An 8430-nucleotide genomic window follows, 5' to 3' on the forward strand; every position below is an offset into this window, starting at 1 on the left:
GTCTCGTAGCCGAGAAATTCCGTGGCGCCGAGTTTTTCGCGCAACGGGAACCAGACGTTCTCGCTGGCGGTATCCCCGGAGCCGGACCATGCCGCGCGCGCCTTCGCCCGCTGCCGGTCCATCGCATCGGTGAAGGAGGCGATGTCGACGGAGATGCCGCGGTTGCGCAGCGCGTCCTGGGTGAGATCGAGCGGAAAGCCATAGGTGTCGTACAGCGTGAACGCGGTGTCGCCGTCGAACATGTCGCCCTTCTTCAGCGAACTGCTTTTCTCGTCGAGGATCGACAAGCCGCGTTCCAGCGTCTTGCGGAAGCGGGTTTCTTCCAGCCGCAGCGTTTCCTCGATCAGCTTTTCCGCCCGCACCAGATCCGGATAGGCCTGCCCCATCTCGCGTACCAGCGACGAAACCAGACGATGCATCAGCGGATCGCGCGCGCCGAGCAACTGCGCATGGCGCATCGCGCGGCGCATGATCCGGCGCAGCACATAGCCGCGACCCTCGTTCGACGGCAGCACGCCGTCGGAAATCAGGAAGGCAGAGGAGCGCAGATGGTCCGCGATGACGCGGAACGACGCTGCGGTCTGTTCCTCCGGTCCGGTCCCGAGCGCGGACGCGGTGGAATCGATCAGGTGACGGAAGAGATCGGTTTCGAACACGCTGTCGACGCCCTGCAGGATGCAGGCCATGCGCTCGAGCCCCAGGCCGGTGTCGATCGAAGGGCGCGGCAGCGGCTGGCGCTCCTCCTTCGTCACCTGCTCGAACTGCATGAAGACCAGGTTCCAGAATTCGAGGAAGCGGTCGCCGTCCTCCTCGAGGCTGCCCGGCGGTCCGCCCCAGATGTGCTCGCCGCGGTCGATGAAGATTTCCGAGCAGGGACCGCAGGGCCCGGTGTCCCCCATTGCCCAGAAATTATCCGACGTCGGGATGCGGATGATGCGATCGTCGCCGAAGCCCGCGATCTTCTTCCAAAGGCCGGCCGCCTCGTCGTCGGTGTGATAGACCGTGACGAGCAGCTTGTCCTTCTTCAGCCCGAAATCCCTGGTGATCAGGTTCCAGGCCAGTTCGATCGCGCGCTCCTTGAAGTAGTCGCCGAACGAGAAATTGCCGAGCATCTCGAAAAAGGTGAGATGCCGCGCGGTATAGCCGACATTGTCGAGGTCGTTGTGCTTGCCGCCGGCGCGCACGCATTTCTGCGAGGTGGTGGCGCGCTGATAGGGCCGCTTCTCGACGCCGGTGAAGACGTTCTTGAACTGCACCATGCCGGCATTGGTGAACATCAGTGTCGGGTCGTTGCGCGGCACCAGCGGCGACGACGGCACGATCGCGTGGCCCTCCGCCGCGAAGTAATTCAGAAATGTCGACCTGATCTCGTTGACGCCGCTCATGTCCGTCCAATCGCAAAAAGCCCGGGATTCGCTGCAAACGCGCATCTCACCGGCCCAAGTACCAAGCCAAGGCTTTTAGACAAGGGGGATGGCGCTGTCCAGAAAGTGTGCAGCAAATCAGCGGCTTGCCGCAGCAGCACAAGGTTCGTTGATAATTGCTGCGATCGCGTTGACAGGCTTGCCGCAGCCGTGGTTTCTTACCCCCGGTTCAAGATAGTCACGTCGGGAGAGATCGGCTAAGACGCCGGCGCCGAAGGAGCAACCGCCCCGGAAACTCTCAGGCAAACGGACCGCGTGACTTGCTAGCATCTGGAAAGAGACGCCGCCGGGCCAGTCCCGGGACGCGTCCGCCGACGGGATAATACTCTCAGGCACAGCGACAGATGGGGCTTCGACAGGCTTTCGAGGAATCCTCCTCGGGAACCGCGAGGGCCCGTGATGCTTGCGAGCGAAACCGAAACAGCTTTGAAAACCACCCCCCTGCATGCGCTGCACACGGCCAGCGGCGGCAGAATGGTGCCGTTCGCCGGCTACGACATGCCGGTGCAATTTGCCACCGGCGTAATGCGGGAACACCTGCATACCCGCAGTTCGGCCGGGCTGTTCGACGTCTCGCATATGGGCCAGCTCGAGCTGCGGGCAAAATCCGGCCGGATCGAGGATGCCGCACTGGCGCTGGAGCGGCTGGTGCCGCAGGACATCCTGGCGGTGGCGCCGGGCCGGCAGCGCTACGCCCAGTTCACCAATGACGCCGGCGGCATTCTCGACGACCTGATGGTGGCGAATTTCGGCAGCCATTTGTTCCTCGTCGTCAACGCCGCATGCAAGGCCGGGGACGAGGCCCATCTGCGCGCGCATCTGTCGGACAGCTGCGTCATCGAGCCGCTCCCCGACCGCGCGCTGATCGCGCTGCAGGGACCGAAGGCGGAGACGGTACTGGCGCGGCTTTGCCCCGAAATTTCGGCGATGCGGTTCATGGATACGGGGCCGCGCCGCATCGACGGCGTCGACTGCTTCGTCTCGCGCTCCGGCTACACCGGCGAGGACGGTTTCGAGATTTCTGTTCCGGCCGAACAGGCGGAGGCCTTCGCGAAAAAACTGCTGGGCGACGGCGACGTGCTGCCGATCGGGCTCGGCGCGCGCGACAGTCTGCGGCTCGAAGCCGGACTTTGCCTTTATGGCCACGACATCGACACCTCGACGACCCCGGTCGAGGGGGCGCTGGAATGGTCGATCCAGAAGAGCCGCCGCCCGGGCGGCGCCCGCGCCGGCGGTTTTCCGGGCGCCGATGCAATTCTCCCGCAGTTGGAAAAAGGCGCGCCGCGACGTCGGGTCGGACTGAGGCCGGAGGGCCGTGCCCCGGTGCGCGAAGGCGCACCGCTGTTTGCGGACGAAGCTTCATCCGAACAGATCGGCAAGGTCACCTCGGGCGGCTTCGGCCCCAGCCTCAATGCGCCGGTGGCCATGGGCTATCTGCCGGTTTCGCTTGCCGCCGCGGGTTCGCTGGTGTTCGCCGAACTGCGCGGCACGCGACTGCCGTTGCGGGTCGCCGCCACGCCCTTCGTTCCCAATACCTACAAACGTTAGACCCCGAAACGCTGAAGGATCCCCATGACGACGCTGTACACCACCGACCACGAATGGCTCCGGATCGAGGGCGACGTCGCCACCATCGGGGTCACCGACTACGCGCAGTCGCAGCTCGGCGATGTCGTGTTCGTCGAACTTCCCAAGGTCGGCCGCAGCCTGAAGAAGGCCGAGGCCGCAGCCGTCGTCGAATCGGTCAAGGCGGCCTCCGACGTCTACGCGCCGATCACGGGCGAAGTGCTCGAAGTCAACGACGCGCTCGCCGCGGAGCCCGCGCTGGTCAATTCCGACGCCGCCGGCAAGGCATGGTTCTTCAAGCTGAAGATCGCAGACAAGAGCGAGCTAGGCGGCCTGATGGACGAGGCCGCCTACGCCAGGCACACCGCGTGAACGTTTGAGCGAATGACCGGGATTGCCACACCCTCCGCTGTCATCGCCCGGCTTGACCGGGCGACCCAGTACGCCGCGCTCTGTCGGCCCTGTCGCTGGCTTCCCGGCGTACTGGATACCCCGCTTTCGCGGGGTATGACGACGAGTGCGGATGTAACGACGTTGGACCAATTGGACGAGGAGCACCGATGAACGCGCCGCTTAAACCCACGGACGAGCCCGCCGCCACCTTCGTGCGCCGCCACATCGGCCCATCGCCCCGCGACGTCGCCGCGATGCTGGAGACCGTGGGCGCGAAAAGTCTTGATGCGCTGATGGCCGAGACCCTGCCGTCCTCGATCCGGCAAAAGGCGCCGCTCGACCTCGGGACCGCCCTGAGCGAAACCGGGGCGCTGGCGCATATGCGCGAACTGGCGGCGCAGAACCGGATGTTCACCTCGCTGATCGGCCAAGGCTATTCCGGCACTATCCTGCCGGCGGTGATCCAGCGCAACATCCTGGAGAACCCGGCCTGGTACACGGCCTATACGCCGTACCAGCCCGAGATCAGCCAGGGCCGGCTGGAAGCCTTGTTCAATTTCCAGACCATGATCTGCGACCTCACCGGGCTCGATGTCGCCAACGCCTCGCTGCTCGACGAGGCCACCGCTGCGGCGGAAGCGATGGCGCTGGCGGAGCGTGCCGCGCACGGCAAGGCAAAGGCGTTCTTCGTCGATTCCGAGGTGCATCCGCAGACGCTGGCGGTGCTGCGCACCCGCGCCGAGCCGCTCGGGTGGAGCCTGATCGTGGGCGATCCCGCCGTCGATCTCGACAGCGCCGAGGTGTTCGGCGCCCTGCTGCAATATCCCGGCACTTCGGGCGCGGTGCGCGACCTGCGCCCGGCGATCGCGGCGCTGCGCGCCAAGGGCGCGCTGGCCGTGGTGGCCGCCGATCTGCTGGCGCTGACGCTGCTCGCGTCGCCGGGCGAACTCGGCGCCGATATCGCGATCGGCTCGGCGCAGCGATTTGGCGTGCCGATGGGCTATGGCGGACCGCATGCGGCCTATATGGCGGTGCGCGATGCGCTCAAGCGCTCCTTGCCGGGGCGCATTGTCGGGCTGTCGATCGATTCGCGCGGGCAGCCGGCCTACCGGCTGGCGCTGCAGACCCGCGAGCAGCATATCCGCCGCGAAAAGGCCACTTCCAACATCTGCACCGCGCAGGTGCTGCTGGCGGTGATCGCCTCGATGTACGCAGTCTATCACGGCCCGGAAGGGTTGACCCATATCGCGCGCACGGTGCACCGCCGCACCGCCGTGCTGGCGGCCGGATTGCGCCAGCTCGGATTTGCGCCGCAATCCCAGGCGTTCTTCGACACCGTGACGGTTGATGTCGGCGGCCGCCAAGGCGAGATCGTGGCACGGGCCCTGGCGGAAAAGATCAATCTGCGCCTCGGCAAGGGCACCGTCGGGATCGCGCTGGATGAGACCACCACGGCCAAAGAGGTCGAGGCGGTGTGGCGGGCGCTCGGCGGGAACCTGGCCTATTCGGAGGTCGAAGCGGGCGCGCGCGAAGCGCTGCCCGCCGAACTGAAGCGCGCCAGCGCCTTCCTCACCCATCCCGTGTTCAACACCCACCGCTCCGAGACGGAGCTGTTGCGCTACATGCGAAAGCTCTCAGACCGCGATCTCGCGCTCGACCGCGCCATGATCCCGCTCGGCTCCTGCACCATGAAGCTCAACGCCACCTCCGAGATGATCCCGCTGACCTGGCCGGAATTCGGCGCGCTGCACCCGTTCGCGCCGGCCGATCAGGCGGCGGGCTATCACGCCCTGTTCCAGCGGCTCGAAAGATGGCTGTGCGACATCACCGGCTACGACGCGATTTCGCTGCAGCCGAATTCCGGCGCCCAGGGCGAATATGCCGGGCTGTTGGCGATCCGGGGCTACCACGCCGCGCGCGGCGAGCCGCACCGCAAGGTATGCCTGATCCCCTCCTCGGCCCACGGCACCAATCCGGCCTCCGCCAGCATGGTCGGGATGGAGGTCGTGGTGGTGGCCTGCGACGCCAGAGGCGATGTCGACGTCGACGACCTCCGCGCCAAGGCGGAAAAGCATTCGCAAAACCTCGCCGCCATCATGATCACCTACCCCTCCACCCACGGGGTGTTCGAGGAGCACATTCGCGACATCTGCGAGATCGTGCATGGCCATGGCGGTCAGGTCTATCTCGACGGCGCCAACCTCAATGCCCAGGTCGGACTGTCGCGGCCCGGCGATTACGGCGCCGACGTCAGCCATCTCAATCTGCACAAAACCTTCTGCATTCCGCATGGCGGCGGCGGTCCGGGCATGGGACCGATCGGCGTCAAGGCGCATCTGGCCCCGTTCCTGCCAAGCGATCTCGTGGCAAGCGATCTTCAGCCGGGCCATCCCGACGCCCCGGACGCAAAGCCGGTCGCGGTCGGACCGGTCTCGGCGGCGCCGTACGGCTCGGCCTCGATCCTGACCATCTCCTACATCTATATCCTGATGATGGGGGGCGAAGGCCTGACGCGGGCGACCGAGATCGCGATCCTCAACGCCAATTACATCGCCACCCGGCTCGATCCGCACTTCCCGGTGCTGTACCGCAACGCCAAGGGCCGGGTCGCCCATGAATGCATCGTCGACCCGCGACCGCTGAAGGCATCCAGCGGCGTCACCGTCGACGACATCGCCAAGCGGCTGATCGATTACGGCTTCCATGCCCCGACCATGAGTTTTCCGGTGCCGGGCACGCTGATGATCGAGCCGACCGAGTCCGAATCGAGGGCCGAGATCGACCGCTTCTGCGACGCGATGATCGCGATCCGGCAGGAGATCGCCGAGATCGAAAGCGGGCGCTGGAAGGTCGAGGCCTCACCGCTGCGTCACGCCCCGCACACCGTGCACGACATCGCCGACGACAACTGGCAGCGCGCCTATTCCCGCGCCGACGGATGTTTTCCGGACGGCACCTCGCGAACGGACAAATACTGGTCGCCGGTCGGCCGGGTCGACAACGTCTATGGCGACCGCCATCTGGTGTGCTCCTGTCCGCCGGTCGGGGACTATGCGGAGGCGGCGGAGTGACGGCTTGTTAAGGCGATTGCGGGATAGTGCGAAGGACGGATCCCGGATGTCCGGCGCACTTTATCTCTGCCGGGGAGTCCGCTTCGCCTGCTTTGCGGAATGAGGGCTCATCCAGTTAAAGTGCCACTTCAGGTGAGCGGATCAAAAATCTCCGTTCTCGACTCCAAGTGATTTCAAACTCTCGACATTCCGATTCGGCCGTGCCGGCAATCGGTCGGCCGTCGTGGCGCTTCGAGCATGACCTGCCGGTGCTGGATCGATCGTCCCGCAAGCCCGAAACCCCATAACGATCTCGGGTGCCGGGGCCGGCATGGCGTCCGTTCTGCGGCGCTGGCGGCGGCTGAACAAAATCGCGAAAACAACCCCATGCAATGGCAGGGAGGTTCCGGCTCGCCGCATTCATGCTGCGCTGCATCAGGGCATGAGCGAATACATCGTCACCGCCCCTGATCTCATCGGCTCTGCAGAATCAAAACGGGCGCCGGAACGTCGGCAACTCAACGTCCTCAGCGCCCGTCTGTGTCGAACCCAAGCCGCGCGGCTCAAGCCCGTAAAAAAATCACTCCTCCGCGGGCTCCTCGCCTTCGGCGTCGCGCTCGGGACTGCCGGCCAGGATCTGCTCGGCGATCAGGCCTGAGTTCTGCCGGATCGAGGCCTCGATCTTCGCGGTCATGTCCGGATTGGCCTTCAGGAAGGCTTTTGAGTTTTCACGGCCCTGGCCGAGCCGCTGGCTGTCATAGGAGAACCAGGCGCCGGACTTTTCCACGATGCCGGCCTTGACGCCGAGGTCGAGGATCTCGCCCATCTTGGAGACGCCCTCACCATACATGATGTCGAACTCGACCTGCTTGAACGGCGGCGCCAGCTTGTTCTTCACCACCTTGACCCGGGTCTGGTTGCCGACCACCTCGTCGCGCTCCTTGATCGCGCCGATGCGGCGGATGTCGAGGCGGACCGAAGCGTAGAATTTCAGTGCGTTGCCGCCGGTGGTGGTTTCCGGCGAGCCGTACATGACGCCGATCTTCATACGGATCTGGTTGATGAAGATCACCATGGTGTTGGATTTGTTGATCGAGGCGGTCAGCTTGCGCAGCGCCTGGCTCATCAGGCGGGCCTGCAGCCCGGGCAGCGCGTCGCCCATCTCGCCCTCGAGTTCGGCCTTCGGCACCAGGGCCGCGACCGAATCGATCACCAGCACGTCGACCGCGCCGGACCGCACCAGGGTGTCGCAGATTTCCAATGCCTGCTCGCCGGTGTCGGGCTGCGAGATCAGGAGTTCGTCGATGTTGACGCCGAGCTTGCGGGCATAGACCGGGTCGAGCGCGTGTTCGGCGTCGATGAAGGCGCAGATGCCGCCCTTCTTCTGGCCCTCGGCCACCGTGTGCAGTGCCAGCGTGGTTTTCCCCGAGGATTCCGGCCCGTAGATTTCAACCACCCTGCCCCGCGGCAGGCCGCCGACGCCGAGCGCGATATCCAGCCCGAGCGATCCCGACGAAATCGTCTCGATGTCCATCGAGCGGTCGTTCTTGCCGAGCTTCATCACCGAGCCCTTGCCGAACTGGCGCTCGATCTGGGAGAGCGCGGCGGACAGGGCCTTGGTCTTGTCCATAGAAGATCCTTCGACGATACGCAGCGCGGTGGTGGGGGCGGCCATTGGTGGTGCTCCTTATGACGGGGATTCGCTAGAGGGACAAACGGGCAGCGAGCTTGGGGAACAACGTACCCTATTTGTTCTGAGTTCGCAATATGTTCTTTTCCCAGGAGGGTAGATTTATCCCTTCACGCCAAGTACTGGTTGTGCTATGAATAGAACCCCGCCGTTTCAATCTCTTGGTCCAGAGATGCGAGAACCGGTGTTTGGTCCGGGGTTTTACATGCGCATCAATGATGATTTGCGGAAAAGCGTCGTGTTCTTTGGCTATCCGGATGTCGGAAAGAGCAGCGGTATCCGCTGCATCGGCACGGGCTTCCTGCTG

At 64.9% G+C, this 8430-nt stretch carries 6 protein-coding genes and 1 riboswitch; of the genes, 4 read left to right on the plus strand and 2 right to left on the minus strand.

From position 1 onward, the window contains the following. Nucleotides 1-1385 (minus strand): alanine--tRNA ligase (alaS, locus tag Q8R73_RS21215; RefSeq protein WP_305721503.1); only part of this gene is annotated, 1385 nt, incomplete at its 3' end. A 213-nt stretch (nucleotides 1386-1598) separates the two neighbouring features. After that, nucleotides 1599-1687, plus strand: a riboswitch (glycine riboswitch). 136 nt (nucleotides 1688-1823) lie between these two features. On the opposite strand from alaS, the gene gcvT reads away from it, so the two are divergent. From gcvT to Q8R73_RS21235, 4 genes are all read left to right on the plus strand, one after another. Further along, complete coding sequence (gcvT, locus tag Q8R73_RS21220) at nucleotides 1824-2972, plus strand: glycine cleavage system aminomethyltransferase GcvT (protein WP_305721504.1); 1149 nt, start codon at nucleotides 1824-1826, stop codon at nucleotides 2970-2972. A gap of 24 nt (nucleotides 2973-2996) precedes the next feature. Then, on the plus strand, nucleotides 2997-3362 hold the full coding sequence (gcvH, locus tag Q8R73_RS21225) for a glycine cleavage system protein GcvH (RefSeq protein ID WP_305721505.1): 366 nt from the start codon (nucleotides 2997-2999) through the stop codon (nucleotides 3360-3362). Between the two features lie 188 nt (nucleotides 3363-3550). Continuing rightward, nucleotides 3551-6454 carry an aminomethyl-transferring glycine dehydrogenase gene (gene gcvP, locus Q8R73_RS21230; protein ID WP_305721506.1) on the plus strand — a complete coding sequence of 968 codons (2904 nt, stop codon included), beginning with the start codon at nucleotides 3551-3553 and terminating at the stop codon, nucleotides 6452-6454. 310 nt (nucleotides 6455-6764) lie between these two features. Further along, on the plus strand, nucleotides 6765-7091 hold the full coding sequence (locus Q8R73_RS21235) for a hypothetical protein (RefSeq protein ID WP_305721507.1): 327 nt from the start codon (nucleotides 6765-6767) through the stop codon (nucleotides 7089-7091). Here Q8R73_RS21235 and recA read toward each other — a convergent pair. Beyond that, entirely contained in the window at nucleotides 7014-8108 is a 1095-nt protein-coding gene (gene recA, locus Q8R73_RS21240; RefSeq protein ID WP_305721508.1) for a recombinase RecA, read from the minus strand. The two genes, Q8R73_RS21235 and recA, sit on opposite strands and share 78 nt — an antisense overlap. Nucleotides 8109-8430 lie beyond the last annotated feature (322 nt).

Source organism: Bradyrhizobium sp., assembly GCF_030697065.1.
In the GTDB taxonomy this organism is placed as follows: Bacteria; Pseudomonadota; Alphaproteobacteria; order Rhizobiales; family Xanthobacteraceae; genus Bradyrhizobium.